12 protein-coding genes are annotated in these 16,465 nt (G+C 63.7%); all 12 read right to left on the bottom strand.

Annotation, left to right across the window (positions count from 1 at the left end):
* Window positions 1–34: 34 nt before the first annotated feature.
* The 12 genes from AC0VYD_RS03125 to AC0VYD_RS03070 all read right to left on the bottom strand — a co-directional run bounded on the left by AC0VYD_RS03125 (window position 35) and on the right by AC0VYD_RS03070 (window position 16,397).
* Window positions 35–547 (bottom strand): hypothetical protein, encoded by a 513-nt coding sequence (locus AC0VYD_RS03125; protein WP_475478502.1) that lies wholly within the window; start codon window positions 545–547, stop codon window positions 35–37.
* A gap of 42 nt (window positions 548–589) precedes the next feature.
* A complete protein-coding gene (locus tag AC0VYD_RS03120) occupies window positions 590–1,273 on the bottom strand; it encodes a hypothetical protein (protein ID WP_475478501.1) in 684 nt (227 codons plus the stop codon).
* Between the two features lie 3 nt (window positions 1,274–1,276).
* Window positions 1,277–2,368 (bottom strand): hypothetical protein, encoded by a 1,092-nt coding sequence (locus tag AC0VYD_RS03115; RefSeq protein ID WP_475478500.1) that lies wholly within the window; start codon window positions 2,366–2,368, stop codon window positions 1,277–1,279.
* A 164-nt stretch (window positions 2,369–2,532) separates the two neighbouring features.
* Window positions 2,533–3,183 carry a hypothetical protein gene (locus AC0VYD_RS03110; protein ID WP_475478499.1) on the bottom strand — a complete coding sequence of 217 codons (651 nt, stop codon included), beginning with the start codon at window positions 3,181–3,183 and terminating at the stop codon, window positions 2,533–2,535.
* On the bottom strand, window positions 3,183–4,226 hold the full coding sequence (locus AC0VYD_RS03105; protein ID WP_475478498.1) for a hypothetical protein: 1,044 nt from the start codon (window positions 4,224–4,226) through the stop codon (window positions 3,183–3,185). Before AC0VYD_RS03105 ends, AC0VYD_RS03110 begins: the two co-directional genes overlap by 1 nt.
* Before the next feature lie 114 nt (window positions 4,227–4,340).
* Window positions 4,341–5,888, bottom strand: a complete 1,548-nt coding sequence (locus tag AC0VYD_RS03100) for a phage tail tip lysozyme (RefSeq protein WP_475478497.1) — start codon at window positions 5,886–5,888, stop codon at window positions 4,341–4,343.
* Window positions 5,889–6,185: 297 nt separating this feature from the next.
* Entirely contained in the window at window positions 6,186–7,487 is a 1,302-nt protein-coding gene (locus tag AC0VYD_RS03095) for a hypothetical protein (protein WP_475478496.1), read from the bottom strand.
* Window positions 7,488–7,625: 138 nt separating this feature from the next.
* The gene (locus tag AC0VYD_RS03090) at window positions 7,626–7,955 is read right to left on the bottom strand and encodes a hypothetical protein (protein WP_475478495.1); all 330 of its coding nucleotides are present in this window, start codon (window positions 7,953–7,955) and stop codon (window positions 7,626–7,628) included.
* A 307-nt stretch (window positions 7,956–8,262) separates the two neighbouring features.
* Window positions 8,263–11,367 carry a hypothetical protein gene (locus AC0VYD_RS03085; RefSeq protein ID WP_475478494.1) on the bottom strand — a complete coding sequence of 1,035 codons (3,105 nt, stop codon included), beginning with the start codon at window positions 11,365–11,367 and terminating at the stop codon, window positions 8,263–8,265.
* A gap of 27 nt (window positions 11,368–11,394) precedes the next feature.
* Window positions 11,395–13,788, bottom strand: coding sequence for a hypothetical protein (locus AC0VYD_RS03080; protein ID WP_475478493.1), 2,394 nt, complete (start codon window positions 13,786–13,788; stop codon window positions 11,395–11,397).
* Window positions 13,789–13,916: 128 nt separating this feature from the next.
* Complete coding sequence (locus AC0VYD_RS03075; protein ID WP_475478492.1) at window positions 13,917–14,783, bottom strand: hypothetical protein; 867 nt, start codon at window positions 14,781–14,783, stop codon at window positions 13,917–13,919.
* A 789-nt stretch (window positions 14,784–15,572) separates the two neighbouring features.
* Entirely contained in the window at window positions 15,573–16,397 is an 825-nt protein-coding gene (locus AC0VYD_RS03070; RefSeq protein ID WP_475478491.1) for a MerR family transcriptional regulator, read from the bottom strand.
* Window positions 16,398–16,465: the final 68 nt, after the last annotated feature.

Below are 16,465 nucleotides of genomic sequence, written 5' to 3'. Positions count from 1 at the left end.
GGGGCGCTGGGGGCCTACCGGGTATGACGTGCTCCTACGGGGTTCGCTGTCCGGCTTCCTCGCCCAGCAGCGCGTGCCGGGCCCGCTCGCCCAAGCGGCGTTGTGCACGCCAGAGCCAGCGCACCACGACCAGTACCAGGACGAAGACCAGGCCTATGAGGAACAGGGCGGGTGCCAGCCAGTACGCCACCTGCATCTCGAAGGATGACGTGGGACCGACACCGGTTCCGGTCGACACGACGAGGAAGGTGCTGGGCACCACGGTCACCGCGACGAACATCGCTGTCACGTAGCTGAGCAGAGCGACGCCGAACACCAGACCGGCGCGGACGGCCAGCAGCACCGACCGGGCACCCGAATCGCCCACCCGAGCGCGCACCCGGGTACCCAGGGGCGGTCTGGCACCGCCCTTCCTGTCCTGTCCGGTCTCGGTGGCCCGCTGTTCGGCCCCGGAGTCCTTCCTGGGCGTTCGGTTCTTCACACGCTTGCTCGATGCGGTCTCGGTGGACTTCGTCTTCTTCTTGTCCGTCGGCGGAGCGGGGCTCATATGTCGTTCTCCTGGCAGGGGACGGGGTGGGGCGGGGGTGCGTTAGGAGCGTTCGGGGGCCTCGTCGGTCCACTGGACGTCGAACCGGGTGACCGCATTCGCGTAGTCGGTTGTCCAGGCCACCGACAGCGTCGCGACCGCGGAGGCCTGGTCGGCCTCCCCGTCGCCGTCCTCGGTGTCGGCGTCGGCGTCGGCGTCGGCGTCGAAGACGTCCACGTAGGCGAAGTAAGAGTAGGTGGTGTTCTCGGCCTCGACCACTACCGGCTCGAACGCTCCCAGACTGGCCTGCGATCCCGCGCTCAGCCCGGGGACTCCGTCGTCGGCCAGCTCCTGGACCGGAGCGAGGGTTTCCTCCTCGTCGGGGGTCTTCGGATCGATCGAGACGTCACTCCCTGCCTCCACGGCCTGGAGTAACAGCTCGTGCATTCTTCCGGTGTCGCTCTCCACTCGTCCGACGCCTATGGTCGAGGAACGCTCCAAGGTCTCGATCCAGGTGGCGCGGAACTCGCTCTCGGCCTCCTCAGCCTCCTCCTCGGCTTCCTCCACCAGGTCCGCGACCTGCGCACGGTCAGCCTCGTGCCCCGAGGAAGCGGACCACACGGCCAGCCCGCCCGCGACCAGCAGCAGGACGGCCGCGCCCAGAGGGGACCAGGACACGATGCGCCGGACCCTCTCCTTACGGAGCCGGCGTTCGCGCTCGTAGGCTTCCATCTCGGCCAGACTCATCTCCTAGTCGCCTTCTCCCTCGTCATCAGCGGCGTCCTCACCGATGTCGCCGTTGTCCTCGTCCCCCGGACCGGCCCCAGCATCGGTGTCGTCTTCGTCGGCGTCCTCGTCGACGGCGCTATCACCGGTATCGCTGGAGCCGTTTCCCGCACCATCGGTGCCGGTGTCCTCGTCGGCCCCGGAGCCGGAATCGGCATCCCCGTCGGTTTCGCTGAGGGCGACCGTGCCCAGCACCATGTGGTCGAACTTCTTGACCACCGGGTCATAGGTTCCGTGCATCCAGGCGACCATCTGCCCGGTGTCGTCATCGGTCAGTCTCCAGACCACGGGGATCGACCCGTCCCGCTCGAAAACGTGCGCCTCGTGGGCGTTCCAGGTGAAGGCGGACGCGGATACACCCTCCTCCAGCTCCTCCAGGGCCGGTACCTCGGCGTGCCACTGGCTCACCGCGTTGAAGCCGTCCTCGTCACGCACATGCGCGGCGAAATGCGGGGTCAGATGCCGGTCCAGGCCGCTGACAGCCTCCTGCCGCAGCCCCTGGGCGCAGGCAGTGAGCTCGGCGCCGGTGTACTCGCGCGGCTCGACGGGCTTTTCGTCGAGGTAGGAGACACAGTCGTCGGTGTCCCCCCTCCCAGGCGTCCGTTCGGGCAGACCGTCCTTGGACAGCGGCCCGGAGTGCTCCAGGTAGGTGTTCTGCGCCGCGGCGATGCTCTCGCTCACCGTGGTGGCCTGGCTGAGCCAGCGCTCGGCCTCCTCCCGGGAGGGCAGGTCCTCCAGTCCCACCTGAGCGGCGGTGACGTTCCGCTTCGCCTCGAACCCGTCCTGGGCCTGCTCCTCCAACTGGCTCTGGTGATAGGAGCTGATCGCACCAGCGGCGACCAGCAGCACCAGCCCGCCCAGGATCCCCAGACCGGTACCCGACCAGTACGCGATGCGCACCAGCAAGCGTCTGGCCCCGGAACGCTCAGGTGAGGGGTCCCCGCCCTGATCGGCGGGAGGGGTGGCGTCCGGATGCTGGTCGGGGTCGCCGGTCGTGTCCAGAAAGAACAGGGGCCGGCGCTCGGGCTCTTCGGGCCCGCGTTTCTTGGCGGCCACGTTGACCTCCTCCCTTATGTGACAATGAGGTATTTTTTCTCATAAAACAGAAAAGTTATTCCAGCAAACACAATAGTGATTTCCGGCGCGCCTCCGGCACGGAGCGGCCGTCTGTTCCGACGCGTCCGCGCCTGGTCTGCCACCGCCGGTCCCTCGGCACCGGGTCAGCCGGGCCCGGACTGGCGCACCGGAGCGGTGGCGGCGTACCCCTCGACGTCGGACACCCCGCCGTCCCCGTCAGTGGTCAGCAGTACCGTCGCCGTGCTGTTGGCACTGCCCTGGCCGTCGTCGGAGGTGGTCTGCACATCGACCAACACCAGATAGGAGTACTCGGTGCCTGTCACCGCCATCACATGGGTACGGAAGCCGTCCACAGCGGAGTCGAGCCCGAGCAGGTCGATGAGCGCGTACTCGGTTCCCTCCCGATCGACGTTCACCGGCGCCTCGGGGAGGAACGCGGTCATGAACTCCGAGTCCTCGGGGAGACCGTAGACGTTCATCATGGAGGAACGCGCGCTCTCGTACTCGGCATGGCTCTCCCAGGTCAACGCGGTGTTCAGCACCTCACCGATGAGCCGCTCGTCAGCGTCCAGCCGAGCGGTGTTGGTACCGAACGCCTCGTCCGCGGCCAAGCGGTCCCGCTCGCCCAGCTCGCCCTCCAGCTCGTCCCGAAGCGCCCGGAGCTCGGAGAGCTCCTGTTCCTGCTCGAGGAGGGCTGCTTCCTGAGTGCCCCTTGTAACGGCGAAGGAGCCAGCCGTCACCATGAGGAGCGCGGCCGCGGCCAAGGGGAAGGCGTTGCGTTGGAAGAACCCCATCAGGCCTCCTCCGTGTCTGTGTCGGGATCCGCGTCCGTGCCACCCGGGGCGCGTTCACCGATCGTGGTCACTCCGACATAGAGGCTGTGGAACATCCCGGTCTGGACGTTGTAGGTGGCCCTGGCCCAGGACAGCAGCTCACCACTGTCGGTGGCGCGGTTGAGCCAGGCCACGTCGACGCTGTCGGCCGATTCCTCGCTGATTACGGCCGAGACCAGCTCCCAGGAGTTCAGAGAGGGATCGGAGTAGGTGGATCCGTCCTCTTCTACGCGCAGGTACCAGGGGGCGAGTACGTCGATCTCGGTGGGGCCGTAGATCGTGTGCGCATCCGGGTAATAGAGGTCCTCGTTCTCGACGATGCGCGCCGACTCGTCGAAGAGGGGGGCGAGTTCCTTGCGCAGTTCGTCCAACGGCGCGTAGACCCCGTCTTCGTCCGCGTTCCTCCCACCGGGCTCGGGTAGGTCCGCGTCGTTCAGGTCGGCGAACAGCTCCTGGTAGGTGTTCTGCGTCTGGCCGATCTGCTCACCCTTCTCACGGGCTCGCTCCACCGCCTGCACCAGTTGTTCCTCCGAAGCAGAGGCGTCCTGCTCATCCCCTGTATCGGCTTCCAAAGCACGGATCTCACCTTTGAGCAGAGCGAGGGCCTGCTCGTTGTGCTGGGCCTGGGCTTCACTGGAGTCAGTGCTGGAAGCAGCCAGGGAACCGGTTCCGATCGCCCCGACCAGTAACGCCCCGCCCAGGCTCAACCGCATGGTCCGGCCCACATCGCGTCGAGGCGGTTGGCCGCTGTCACGCTGTTCCCTGCGTTCCTGTTTACGCTGTTGTCGCAGGGCGCGACGCTCGCGCAGCATCTCCTGCACATCGTCCCCGGTCAACCTTTTGCGGTTGGCCCGCTGCTTGGCCTGGTAGTTCTCGAGGCGCTCCATCACCTCCTCACGGCTCAGCTGGTGCCAGGGCTTCTTCTCCGCCGCTCCGTGCTCCTCCGGTGAGGTGCCCTCACCCGAAGAGCCCGAGTCGCGGCCATCACGTTCTTCGGCTGGCACAGCCGCGCTCCTTTCCCATCACACCGGGGACCCCGCTCCGCCAGAGAACAGAATTTCCACACCGAAAAAGCAAAACGACGACACCACCCAAGGGGTTATTTATTCCTCACACGATCACGCGAAATCCGACGGGCCCGCAGAAACATGAACATGGTCGATGTGATTTTTCGTATCGCCTCCACGATCATTCGCCCACCGGCTGACTTCATACCAGTCGCCAGTCTTATCCGCATCATGCTTAACACTCCAGATGCGGTGATTCCACACAATGCCCTTGACCTGGTATTTCTCATGATTGGCGGCAAGATACGCAGCGATCTCGTCACCTGTTCTTTTCATCTCAGGGGTCGGAACTGTTGTATCCCCATCTGCTGGAACCATCATGTAGTCGATGGCCTCGCCGGTGCCATGGTTTCCCGGGTCCCCTTGGCGGTAACCACCGGCATATTCGTAGAAGCCGCCGAACTCCTCATGGAGGTGCTCGTGCAGCCCACAGGTGACCGAATGTACCTGCAGAGTCCCGCACTCCATCAGGTCACCCTCGCTGAAAATGCTCCCGCCCCCGCCCGCACTGACGGTACGGCATTCCGCCACCACGGCGTCGCGGCGGTTCTGATTGGCTTTGTCCACCGTGGCGTCAGCCTGCCCCAGGAGGGAATCGGCCAGGTCCGTATCGGCTTCCCACTCATCCATCTTCGCGAACCACAGTTGCGCGTACCCCTCACGCTGGGAAATCTCCTCCGCACCCATATCGTGTGCGATCTCCCATTTCTCCAGCCAAGTCTGGGTAGATCCACTGATCGAAGGGGAGTCATCATCAATGAACTCGTTCACAACATTGACGTACACTTCGTCGTCACCAGATATCAGGAATTGCATCTGGGTTTCAAATTCATACCACTCGCCGCCGGTGTCATCGGCAAAATCCCGCAGCCGCCCGTTGCGAGAGTTACTCCATTGCCCCAGGCCGATCCCCAGCACATCAACTCCGTGGCTGATGTGATCGTAATCGCCGGTATCAAGCTCAGAGAACTTGAAGTCCTTTTCTTCGGCATCCCGCTTCGTATCGTCAATGCCAAAGCTTTCTCCGCCGATCATTTCGACCTTCGTCGGGTCCATGTTGGATTCTTTTTGAAAATTCCCGAGGACACCGGCGATGTTCTCGTCCGGCATCCCCCAGCCAGCGAGAACCGAGTACACCTTCTCGGCCATCTTCTCCATGTCCTCGTCGATGTCGTCCGCAGTGCTGTCGTCGATCTCCTGAATGGTCGCCTCGGCCTCCGGACGGCAGTCCGGGGGCATGGCGTCGCGCTGGGCGGTGGAGTTGTTCTGACCGACGGCCGACGCCGCTCCTGCTCCGATCCCGACGAGGGCCAGGAGTGACATTCCGACCGCGGCGACCGCGCCGGTCGTCGCACTGACGGCCCCGCCGACCGCTGCGGCGATCCCCGCTCCCACAGCCATGGCGGCGCTGACCACGGCGTTCACGGCCGCCATCACCGCGGCCGTGATCATGCTCATCAGATTCGCGGCCATGGCCACCATCGCGGCCATCATGCCTTTGAGCCAGGTGAGGAACATGCTGATGATCGCGAGCTGGGCGGCGATCCCGGTGGCCGGAACGGCCGCGGCCACGGCCGCGCCCTTGCCGACACCCTTCATGCTTTCTTCCGAGCCGCCCTTGGGAGCCGCGGAAGTGCCCCCCGCCCCCAAGCCGGAGGAACCTCCACCACCCGCATCACCGGGGCCGCCGGCCGGGCCCTTCTCCGAGCCCGCTCCCCCGCCCCCGACGGCGCCATCGAGACCGGGCAGCCCCTTGACTCCCTCTCCTGATGCTCCAGCGCCGGGTACCGAGGGCCGCGTGCCTCCGGCTCCGTCACCTGTTCCTGCCATGAGGCCCTCTCCTTTACACTTCGCGCATCGCCCGAGTTTTCGGACCTGACCACGTGATGATCTGCGTCAGTAGGTGAGCAGGACCTCTTCGTCCGAGTTCACCGACCCAGCCGAATCAACACCGCGCAGTACTACTTCCAGCTCCAGGAGTTCGCTGTAGGAATCGACTTGATAAGAGCTTTTGAGGCGAAAATAGTCCTGGTAGGCCTGCGTGGTGTTGTTCATGATGTCGTTCAGCGGTTCCATCGCCTGGTTCGACCTCCCGAACTCCTTCAGGTCACTGCCGTCGGTCAGCAGCCATTCCATTTCGTTCGGGGAGAACTGGGTGTCCTCCCTGTTCTCAGCGCGAGCCTTTTCTCCCAGGAAAGTGATGTAGGAGGTCTCGTCCCCCGGCATGATTCCGTCCAGGTATCCTGCTTCGACTGTGCTGTGGCGCCAGTCGAAGTCAAAACCGCGTGGATGCACCCAGTCGGTTTGCAGTTCCAGCGTGGCCTCGTTTTCTCCCTCTGACGGCTCGCCCGTGACAGCATCACCCGTGATCTGTTCCGGGACCTCGGGTGGAACGATGAAAACCCCGTCGACGTTGACCCGGCTCATCTCGTTCTCATATTCGTTGACCCGGCTGAGGACCGCGCGCATCTCGAGGAGCTGCTCGTCCATTTCCGCACGGATTTCTTCCTCCTGCTCGGCCACCACCAGTTCGTAGTAGAGGGAGGTCGGGTCGATCCGACTGGATCCCAGGGATATCGCCTCGTCGATACCCGAGGCACCGGGGTTGATGAACAGTCGCCATTGGTCGAACTCGGCGAAGGAACCGTCGTCCTGCAAGTCCTCGCGCAGCTCTCGGCCCGTATCTTCCTTGTAGACCAGTTCGCTGTTGGCACGCAGGGTCAGGCTCATGATCTGTTGGGTGAACGGTGCGTCGGAGTCGAGCACCACCCCGAGGTAACCGGTGGAACCGAAGGAGACGATGGAACCGGTGATGTTCGTATCGAGCGCCTGGGTGTCGAGGCGTTCGGAGCTTCCGGTCAGAAAAGCCTGATAATTGGCTGCATCCGCCGAGAACGATCCAGCATCCGCATCACGGAAGCGCATCAGGACCAGGGCCCGGGTGCCTTCGCTATTGGTGTAGATCCCTTCGACACTGCCGGACAGTTCAGTCCGGGACGTAGTGAAAGAAGTGGTGTACAGCGCTGTCTCGTCCATCTTGGACCGGTTGTTGACGGTGGCCGAGGCGATGGTGCCGACAAGGAGCACGGCGAAGGTGGCCGCGAAACAGGCGGTGATGACCCCGAACCGTTCGATGGCGTGGTGGGGTCCCAGTTTCAGTTTCGCCGCATACGTCGTTACGGATTCCTTCAGGCTCATGTGACGTGCTCCTGCCGTGTCGCTCTTTCGGGGATTCGTCTGTGGAACACACAAAGGGCCGACGGCTCCCGCGCCGCCGACCCTCGTCGGTAACTACCGTTGCACAGCCTTGCTTCGGTGCTTTGGTACGTCAGCGGCTTATCTCAGTTGCTCGAGTCCCAGAAGGACCATCCCGCCACCCAGATCCTCGATGGTGGTCTTACCACCTGCGGCGATGCTGGCAATGAGATTGAAACCACCGACCATGAGGGCACCGCCGATGAGGATCAGGGCAATGATCTTGACCCAACTGGTCTGATCCTGCTGCGAGGCCATGAGCTTCTTGATGAGCAGAACACCGCCCCAGACGACCCCGGCAGTACCCATCAGGACGAGAAGGGCTCCACCTGCCCCCTGCACATAGTCGGTGGCACTTTGAAGAAATCCGAGGAGATCCCATGAAGCGGCAGGGAGATGGGTCATGTTCATGATTTTTTCCTTGTCCTCTGGTCCTGGCCTGGTTCGACTCAGTGTGGGCACAGCGACAGAAAGCTCAACAGGCCTGGCGTACTGGTGAGGGGTCCAACACCGGGGGACTTGCGCATTTCCGAAGCGAGCTCTCTACAGGTGATTATAACGGTCAGCACTTGTTGACGGCAAGCTTGTCCGCCATATAGCTAACTCAGGGGTTAGGGGAACTATAAACGTTTTCTCGTCGGTCCTCTCCAGGGCAGGCACGGAGCCAAACAGCATGGCCCTGACTTTCGTATCGGGGTTTACGGGTTTTCTCTTTCCGTTACCAGAGTCGCCGTTTCTTGGGGGGCTTGGCGGACTGCTTCTGGTCTCGGGCCTGACGGGTCGCCTTCAACGCGGAATCCGTTCCCTTGCTTCCGCTGGTGCTACCTGTACCACCGCCGGCCGCACCAGCCACACTGGACACGTTTTGCCCGGCCTGTTTGACCTTCTGACCCTGTTGAATTTTCCGGTCGTACCTGGCGCTGGTCTGCGGCTTGTCCAAGGAGGATTTCCCGGCCTGTTGCGAAGCCTTGCCGGCCTGCGCGTTCTTCGTTTGGGCTTCACCGGCGTGCGACATGGCCTCACCTGCGGACTTGGCCGCTCCGGCGCCGTCCCCAGCCGCAGCACGACCAGCGGCGACGGCAGCATGCCCAACCGCCTTGGTGCCTTCCACCCCCGCACCGAACCGGTTCTTGTCGGCCTCCGCATAACCCGCGGCGGACTGCTCCGTCGAGCTGGCCATGGTGTCCAACGGGTCGCCGGACAGACCCTCGGATTCGACCTTCCGGCCGAGATCGGCCTGCCCATCGGCTTCGCGGTCCTGTTCACTGGGACCCAAACCTGTTCCTGACTGGTCGTCGCCGCCGAACAAGCCGTTGGAAGGTCCTTCCAACGTGCCGTCGGTGTCGACGTTTCCGCTCACCGTGCTGGTGGCATCGCCGGGAGCTCCACTGGTGCCGCCGACGTTCGTACCTCCTCCGCCCTTGGAGCCACCGCCGCTCATCGTCCGGTTGGCACCGCCGCCCTTAGCCCCTGGTCCAGCACCACCGGGCATCTTTCCAGCGCCGCCTCCTCCCCCACCACCGGGCGAGCTGCCGGTGAACTTTTCAATCAGTTTGTTACTGGCGTCCTCCACTGCCTTGACCAGGGTCTTACGCAAACGCATCGCCATAATGGTGATGAGGATGATCAAGATGATCGACACTGATGTGACGAGCATGGTGAGGAATCCTCCAGCGAACAGGAAGGAGACGAACGCCGCTGCGGTAGCCTCATCACTGCTGAGTGCCTCCACGAACGGGGCCTCGATAATCCCCGGAATGCTCAACAGGAACTCCTGTACGAACATGTACAGGAAAAGCGTGATCACGACCTCCATGAGCAGAGCGATCGTGTAGACGATGACCTTGGCAATACCCGATATCGCGCCCAGAGTCGCAAACGGCACGGCCGTGATCAACTGGAAGCTACGCCGAAGATTGCCCATGATCATCGCGAAGGCATAACCGTATCCGATGACAGCGAACGCGCCGAGGATCACGATGGCGTGAAGCCAGTACACAAAACTCATCAGGCCGGACCCCACCAGGTTCACTGAATTATGAATGGACCTGGTTGCTTCACTGGTGGTCTTCCCGGAAGAATAGGACGTGTAGGAGGTCTCACCGAAGTCAGTGTTGAGATAGTTGTACATCGCCAACGGAGAGAGGTTGCACGCCCTGGGACTGCCACTAGAACTAAGGCTGAGTCCACAGTTTCCGACCTCCTCACCTCGGGTGGAGAAAGTGGTGTTCCCTGTGTGCCTGTCGGAGAAAGCATGCAGGCCTGTTTCCGGAGTGACCGCGAGCAGCGGGTTTTCGGTGACAGGTACTTGATTACCCTCGGTTTTGACGACGTCTTCGGGATCTCCGATGTATTCGTCGAACCAGGTTCTTTCGTTACTGCAGTTCTCAGGCTCCTCCCCGTCTTCATCAGGCCGACAGCTCTCAACCGACCCGGTCAGCGTGGATTTGGCTTCGGTTTCGAACGAGGATGCCAACACATGAGAGTTTTGCATGTAGCGCCGAAGCATGTCCGACACGTCGCCGTACTGTGATTCGCGGAGATTCGGCTCCTCTCCCCCCAACGCGGTTCCACCCCACGCATCCTCGGCATCGGCCCCTTGCGGGGTTATCTCCCCTTCCTCTCCAAGAACCTGAGCGTTGATGAGCAGCGACAAGTCCCGAACGCTGGCCTGCGACCGTCCGGATGGGGCACCCGAGTAAGGATCCCATTCAATAAATACACCGTGGGACTGGTCGGGCACACGCAATCGCTGCTCCATTGCCCAGCGTTCGAAATCCACGAAGGTGGAGAGCACCACACGCGTGGCTCCGTCACTTTCCCCCTCAGTGGCAACGGCCATAGCATTGAGCATGCCCGTGTACATCGAACCGAGCAGAGGCAGCCCCAGAACAAGGAAGAAAAGGCGAATGAGAAGCTTCTTGAGCGCCCCACCCTTGTTCAATTTCTGGAACATCATAATGCCCAGAACAAAGGTGGATACAAACAACGGAACCATGACGGTCCAGGATATCTCGAGCAGTACCAGATACCATTCGCCGAACCATTCTGACAGTTCCCCGAGGAATCCCTCCGGCGGCTCTCCGCCCACCATTCCGTCAGCGAATTCCGGGCTCATACCTTCAACTGCCCAGTAGAAAAGCTTGAACGGATTAATGAAGATCAGGAAAGAGATGATCCCTGACCACAGGGTGTCGAGCGCAGCCATGGCCACGTACAGGAAGAGGATGGGCCCGCCCACGAGCAAATTGACGAACGGGATCGATAGCCCGGTACTGGTACCGTCCAGCCCCAACCCGTTAATCGTGGCTCCGAACAGAGCGTAGTCGCGCGCCCCGTCCACTCCCTGCAGCCCCGAGTCCTCTTTTCCTGTCAGTGTGTTGTAACCGATGCTGTCCGCGGATTGGGCCACACGCGAGTTGAGCCATCCTGCGATCGGATTGTAATTCTCGTCCGCGTACCCCAGCATCGCCCCGGCACTGGCCGGGTTGGCCAGGAGTTCGTCCCACCCCTGCGCCTCTGACTCCTCTTCCTCGTCGAAGCTGACACCGCTGTCGGGCTCCTGTGCGGTGGAGAACAGGGCCGTCAGTGACGAGGAGAGCCGGTAGAACGACAGACCGTCGATGTCCTCGTCGGCGTGCGCGGTGCCCGCTGCCCCCAACAGTAGGGACAGAGGAAAAGCCAGGACCAGCGCCCACACGGCCAGCCGCGCCAGCAGGCCCCACACTGTCCTGCTCTTCCCAGCCCTCCGGAACGGCTTCCCGCCGGTGCCCTCCTCGGTGTCCGGGGCTCGCCGTACTCGAGAAAGCCCGATCAGCTCCATCGGCGCTTCCTTCTGCCTCACGTCCATCTAGCGACCCCGTTTCGTGCGGCGGGCCTCGTCCTGCGGACTCGGGGCCTGAGTCTGCTTCTTCGAGCCCCGGCGCTGGGCACGCTTGCCGGGCGGCTCCACGCGTCCCTTGCGTTCCGCGAGTTCGGCTTCCAAACGAGCCTGGGCCCCCTGCTGGGTAACGCGCTGCGACCTCTCCTCGGCCCGCTCGCCCTGGGCGGCCACGACCGCTGAGGACTGTTCCGGCCTCTCACGCTCCTCCTGGCCGCGCTGCTCGGTCCCCAGAAGCCGGGCCCGCCGTTCGGCGCGGGCCGGGTTGACGCCCAGCGGCAGGTCCAGGTGAAAGACGACGTTGGTGTGGCCCCGGCGCAGGTAGGCCAGGTTCTCGCCGCGCGTGGTCACCAGCCGTTCCAGGTCGGGCGGGATGTCCTGGTGCAGTTGGCGCTGGTACTCGGTGACGGTCGCGTCACGCATCTGGCCCAGAATCGTCCAGTCAGCGGCGTCGAAGCGGTTGAACTCCGAGTCGGCGAGCATCCTGTCGACGTCGTTGTACAGGTAGGCCACACGGCCGCCGCGGAGGAACAGGTGTGAGAACTGTTCATTGAGATAGCCCTTGATGCGGTCGTCGATGTTCTCGGCGCCGTGGATGATCACCGTGTCGCCCAGGTTCAGGTTGTCCACGGCGAACCCGATGACGTTGACCAGCTGGGCCATCGCCACGCCCCTGCCGCGCTTGAGCAGCCTGGAGAAGTCGTAGAGCACCCGGCGGGCGTCGGCCACCCCGTCGATCTCGTCGTTGGTGTGGGTGTTGAACAGGTCGCCGTTGTTGTCGAGCAGGTCCTTGAAGACCAGGCGCAGGACGTTGTAGGCGTGCAGCATCTCGTCGTCGCGGGCGGTGGAGTTGGCCAGCGCCCGGTACCGGGTGTCGAAGTAGGAGACGATGTCCTGCAGGCGCGGCACCTGGGTGTGCGGGATGCCCACCACACGCAGCCGGTCCCGGTTGTGCTTGGCGTTGCGCGCCCACATGCCCTTGTCGATGTAGAACTGGGTGAGGGTCTCCTTGAGCGAACCGCGGATGATGGAGCGGTCCGAGTCGGTGGTCTCGTAGGCCTGTTCGGCCATGAGGACGACCTTCTCCAGGTGGGCGGGGAAGATCCCGAGTTCGTCCTCGGTCCTGCCGAACATCTCGAACATGTTGATGTCGCCCGAGTTCATGTCCAGCCGGGCGGTGAGCCCGTCCAGGCGCGGCCCCAGATCGTCCATGCGCGCACCGTTCAGGATGATGTGCACGGTGCGGGCGTTGGACAGCAGGGCGGACTGGGAGATCTTCGACCCCCACATGTCGGGGATGTGCGCCCGGTTCAGTACCGGGTTGACGCCGTTGTCGGCCACGACCACGTGGTGCTCGTAGTCGTTGACGTCGAAGAGCACCGCGGAGTTGTTGACGTCGCCGACCATGGACCCGACGTATTCACCCGCCGGGTCGTTGAGGCCGTTGGTGACCAGGGAGTGGGACCCGGCGAACTCCACACTGGTGAAGTGGAACCCCTTGCCGCGCTTGCGCTCGTTCCTGCCGAAGAGGTTGGTGAGCTCCTGGCGCTGTTCGCCGGGGTAGGCGGCCACCTTGAGGGTGCCGAAGCGGTCGATGTAGAGGCGGCCGATCCGGTCGACGGCATCGTCGAGGGCCTCCAGGCTGGGGCCCCTGACCAACAGCCGGTTGTGCACGTGCAGATAGCTGGCGCCGTCCTGGATCTCCCCGGCGACGATCTCCATGTCGTCGCTGACCTTCGCGGACTTGCGCCGCGAGGACATGGTTCCGGATTGAGCCTGCTCGCCCTCCTCCATACGGTCGAGCTTCTCGACCGTCCGGATCTTCTCCTCGATCCACTTCTCACCCATACGGCGGACCTGTTCGAGTACCACGACGGTGACTCCCTCGGGCAGGCCGACGGGGATGCGGTTGATACCCCAGAAGGCTCCGAAGTCGTCACGCGCACCGTCGTCGTGGAAGAAACCGAGGATGCACGCGTAACGATCGTCGAGCTGGAAGTAGTCGCTACGGAAGACGTAGCGTTCCTTGGGCTTGAGCGCGATCAGGAACGGATAGTCCTCGAACGTTCCACTCAGCTGGCGCGCCTTTTTCTCCGCGGCCTTGCGCTCCTTGGCGCTCATCCCCGCGTACGGGTCATCCTTGTCCTCTCCGGCCTGGTCAGCGGATTTCTGCTTCTGCTGGGTCAGCTCGGGGAACAGGCTGTCAAACGTCGGAGGGGCCGCAGACTGCGGCAGTTCACCCTGCTGGCCAGAGGCGTCCGTGTCCGTCTGTGCCGAGGCGCGCTTGCTTTCCGAGAGCGCTCCGGGCAGATGCCCGTGCGAGGTCCCGGCAGCGCTACCTGGAAACCCTGCTCCGGTGCTCATGCACGCCCTTCACTTTCTCCGCTAATACCAGAAAATAATCTGCGCTGCATCATAACTGGAACCGATTTTTCCCTCGGGCCCCGTGGCGAATCGTGGTCCGAGAACGGAATTCGAGGCCCAGGGCAGCTTCATCGGGAAACGGTGTAGATGGTCCGCAGCATCTCGTAGAGGTCGTTGGAACCCAGCATCGAGGCCTGTTTGACCATCAGGCTGGAGCCTTCGACCTCCGCCCTCACCAGGGTGTGCGCCCGGCGGAGGGCCTCCAGGTTGTCGGCCTTGAGAACCAGGTACTGGTGGATGGAGTTGAACTGTCCGCCCACGTATTCCTTGAGGATCGAATAGCGCTCGTCGAGCAGTTCGAACAGTTCCGGGTCACGGACTTCAAGCCCCCGGTTGAGGAGTTCCAGGTTGCCGAGCTGCCGGTAGACCCGCTGGGGTTCCTTGGTGGTGATCCAGATGTACTCGACGTCGGTGTCGACCTTGCGCCAGAACGCGTCGACCCGGTTGAGAATGGCCCTCTTGTCCTCGTCGAAGACCAGCACCGAGGCGGAACCGACCACCAGGTAGGCCTGACCGACGGTGCCGTCGAACCATTCGATGTAGCCGCTCTCGTCCACGTTCTTGACACCCACCACCGAGGAGAAGGGGCCGGGGTCGGCACCGCGCCTGGTGATGACACGGCGAGCGGGCCGGGGCACGTACTCCACCAGCGCGGGCAGGGAGGTGAACCGCATCTCCTTGGTCTTGGAGTACTGGCCGAAGAAGGCGGTGGCGGCCAGCCACCAGACGGCCACCAGGAGGATGAGCCACCAGTCGGCGTCGGACACGAACGAGGAGGTGCAGACCCAGAACAGGGCCAGCAGGGAAGCGGCCCAGAACAGGATCACCTTCGTCGGCTTCGGACGTATCTGCCATCCGCCGCCGGCCAGCGCGATCTCGTGGTCCAGGAAGGACCGGTCCAGGCTGGTGGGGATCTTGAACACGCTCTTGGCCACGCCACACACTCCGTTTCCGCTCGTAGCCGAGCATCACCTTTTCTCCGCGAGGGGCTGGTGCCCGCGGGTCCGTCCGTCGGAGCCGCTCCCGCCTCGCCCACGTGGGCCACCGCTGCCCCCGGAGACCGCCGAGGAAATCGGGCGGTCGTCCACGGGCCGGCCACGTGGTCAGAGGCCTGGGTCAGCGCATCGTCTGTCGGGGGTCGGCGTTTCGAACAGCCGTGGCCGCTACCGGTGGTTTCGGAACGAAGGACCCCACACCCTGTTCAGGGGCGTAAGCAGGGAAGAGCCGTCCAGAGCCGGGAAGCGGGCCCTCGGCCGTGTGGAGTTCGAGGTCCGACGAGGTTTTCGATCAGGTGGGATCCGCATCTGCCCGCGTACCGGTTCACTCGCCAGCCGAAGCGAACAGCACCAGGGGAGAGGGGGCCGCTTCCCTGGCTGTTCGCGCTCTTGGACAGGATTGTGTTCGGGAGTGAGTCCCACTCCGCTCGTGGGGTGAACTCGAACTTCACGGGTCTGCTTCTCCGCTCTCGTGCCCACACGGCTAGGTTGCCTTGTGTGGTGTGAGTTGCGCTGCGCGTATCCGTAGTTCTCATTTTGACAGGATTTATCTCCTCTTGCGGATGTCTGTTCCACCCTCACGGAGGGGATGGCGCGGATACCTCAGGTATCGTGCGAGGTCACAAGCGCAACGAGGACCCACAGGAGACAGAAGGGGCCGTATGGCCGGAATCGGCCATGCGGTGCACTTCACACACAATGTCTCGGAGCGCTACTGGGAGCTTGGGCTCAGGCACCGAGGGCTCCCGTGCAGGCGCTGGTCCCGCTTACTCCCACACGGCTGTCTTTGGATCGATGCCGTGCGCCCGGGCGTTGGCGTTGATGACGTCGCGCAACCACGCCGCCAGGCCGGGCGCGAGGGCGTCTCAGTGTGCCCGGAACCCCGGATCGTCCACGTTCGTCTGCCCGAGGACCATCTGTATGGAGTGCGTGCGGTCGAAGTAGACACTTCGACCCCCGGTGCCGTTCGGCCGGGGCGTTCGCCTCCTGGCTTTCCGGTTCGGCCCAGGCCCCTTGCGCCTCGGCGAGGTCGGCGTTGAGAGCTCCCACTCCCTGTGTGACCAGCTGCCAGTCCTCGGCGGTCCGTTCCGCAGCGCGCTCGGCGAACTGCGCCCACTGCCGGGCACCGCCCCAATGCTCCCGGACCTGCGCGGCCCAGGAGGGCCGCCAGCCTTCACCGAAGACCGTCACCTGCTCCTCCGCCGATAGCAGGACTCGCTCCTGTGGCGCCTCGGACATCCGTTCCAGGGTCTGCGCCATCTGCTCCAACTCGTGGATGCGCTCCCGCAGCCGGTCACGCTGCAGCAGCAATGACCCGGTGGCCGCCCCGGCGTCGGCTTCCAACAGCGAGATCCCGAGGCGCCGGTAGATCAGCACCCAGTGGATACGGGCGATGTCCGCGGCCGTATAAATCCGGTAACCGGCGGCGGTACGCTCACTCGGCCCGGCCAGCCCGATCTCGTCCCAGTGGTGCAGAGTACGGACGGTGACTCCCACCCGGGAGGCCACCACCCCCACGGTGATCGCCCGACCACCCGTAGCGTTGTCGGCCAACTGCCGCTCACCGGCTCCTCATTAACGACAAGCCGTAGGGTAGTGCGCGAATCGGCCGCTTACGAAGA

Source organism: Nocardiopsis sp. iso_40, assembly GCF_056173285.1.
The sequence above is the reverse complement of the archived record's forward strand: the minus strand, read 5'-3'. Positions and strand labels throughout refer to the sequence as shown.

Excerpts from the sequence above, each read along its gene's own strand:
- AC0VYD_RS03125 (WP_475478502.1), bottom strand. The coding sequence starts at position 547 with ATGAGCCCCGCTCCGCCGACGGACAAGAAGAAGACGAAGTCCACCGAG.
- AC0VYD_RS03120 (WP_475478501.1), bottom strand. The coding sequence starts at position 1,273 with ATGAGTCTGGCCGAGATGGAAGCCTACGAGCGCGAACGCCGGCTCCGT.
- AC0VYD_RS03110 (WP_475478499.1), bottom strand. The coding sequence starts at position 3,183 with ATGGGGTTCTTCCAACGCAACGCCTTCCCCTTGGCCGCGGCCGCGCTC.
- AC0VYD_RS03100 (WP_475478497.1), bottom strand. The coding sequence starts at position 5,888 with ATGAAGGGTGTCGGCAAGGGCGCGGCCGTGGCCGCGGCCGTTCCGGCC.
- AC0VYD_RS03095 (WP_475478496.1), bottom strand. The coding sequence starts at position 7,487 with ATGAGCCTGAAGGAATCCGTAACGACGTATGCGGCGAAACTGAAACTG.
- AC0VYD_RS03090 (WP_475478495.1), bottom strand. The coding sequence starts at position 7,955 with ATGAACATGACCCATCTCCCTGCCGCTTCATGGGATCTCCTCGGATTT.
- AC0VYD_RS03085 (WP_475478494.1), bottom strand. The coding sequence starts at position 11,367 with ATGGAGCTGATCGGGCTTTCTCGAGTACGGCGAGCCCCGGACACCGAG.
- AC0VYD_RS03080 (WP_475478493.1), bottom strand. The coding sequence starts at position 13,788 with ATGAGCACCGGAGCAGGGTTTCCAGGTAGCGCTGCCGGGACCTCGCAC.